General features: G+C 62.2%; 1 protein-coding gene. It reads left to right on the plus strand.

Features of this window, described 5'->3' with window-relative positions:
* The coding region (gene tuf / locus P1K30_RS23790; RefSeq protein WP_275635226.1) for an elongation factor Tu at positions 1-1,094 on the plus strand (1,094 nt) is incomplete at both ends.

A 1,094-nucleotide genomic window follows, 5' to 3' on the forward strand; every position in this document is an offset into this window, starting at 1 on the left:
ATGGCTAAGGAAAAGTTTGAACGTAACAAACCGCACGTCAACATCGGCACGATTGGCCACGTTGACCACGGCAAAACGACGCTGACGGCGGCCATCACGAAGTACTTCGGTGATTTCCGCGCGTACGACCAGATCGACGGCGCGCCGGAAGAAAAGGCCCGCGGCATCACGATCTCGACCGCGCACGTCGAGTACGAGACCGAGAACCGTCACTACGCGCACGTCGACTGCCCCGGCCACGCCGACTACGTGAAGAACATGATCACCGGTGCTGCCCAGATGGACGGCGCGATCCTGGTTGTGAACGCGGCTGACGGCCCGATGCCGCAGACCCGCGAGCACATCCTGCTGGCCCGTCAGGTCGGCGTTCCGGCGCTGGTCGTGTTCCTGAACAAAGTCGACCAGGTGGACGACGAGGAACTGCTCGAGCTGGTCGAGATGGAAGTTCGCGAACTGCTGAGCTCGTACGACTTCCCGGGCGACGACATTCCGATCATTGCCGGTTCGGCTCTGGCCGCGATGGAAGGCAACAACCCGGAAATCGGCGAAGAGAAGATCAAAGAGCTTCTCGCCGCTGTCGACGACTACATCCCGACCCCCGAGCGTGCTGTCGACCAGCCGTTCCTGATGCCGATCGAAGACGTGTTCTCGATCTCGGGCCGCGGCACCGTTGTGACCGGCCGTGTCGAGCGTGGCGTGGTGAACGTGGGCGACGAACTTGAAATCGTCGGCATCAAGGACACCAAGAAGACGACCTGCACCGGCGTCGAGATGTTCCGCAAGCTGCTGGACCGCGGTGAAGCCGGCGACAACATCGGCGCGCTGCTGCGCGGCATCGACCGTGAAGGCGTCGAGCGTGGTCAGGTTCTGTGTAAGCCGGGTTCGGTGAAGCCGCACACGAAATTCAAGGCCGAAGCCTACATCCTCACCAAAGAGGAAGGTGGCCGTCACACGCCGTTCTTCGCGAACTACCGTCCGCAGTTCTACTTCCGGACCACGGACGTGACCGGCACCGTGACGCTGGCCGAAGGCACCGAGATGGTGATGCCGGGCGACAACGTGTCGTTCTCGGTTGAACTGATCGCGCCGATCGC

It is taken from the genome of Psychromarinibacter halotolerans (assembly GCF_029168315.1).
Lineage (GTDB): Bacteria > Pseudomonadota > Alphaproteobacteria > Rhodobacterales > Rhodobacteraceae > Psychromarinibacter > Psychromarinibacter halotolerans.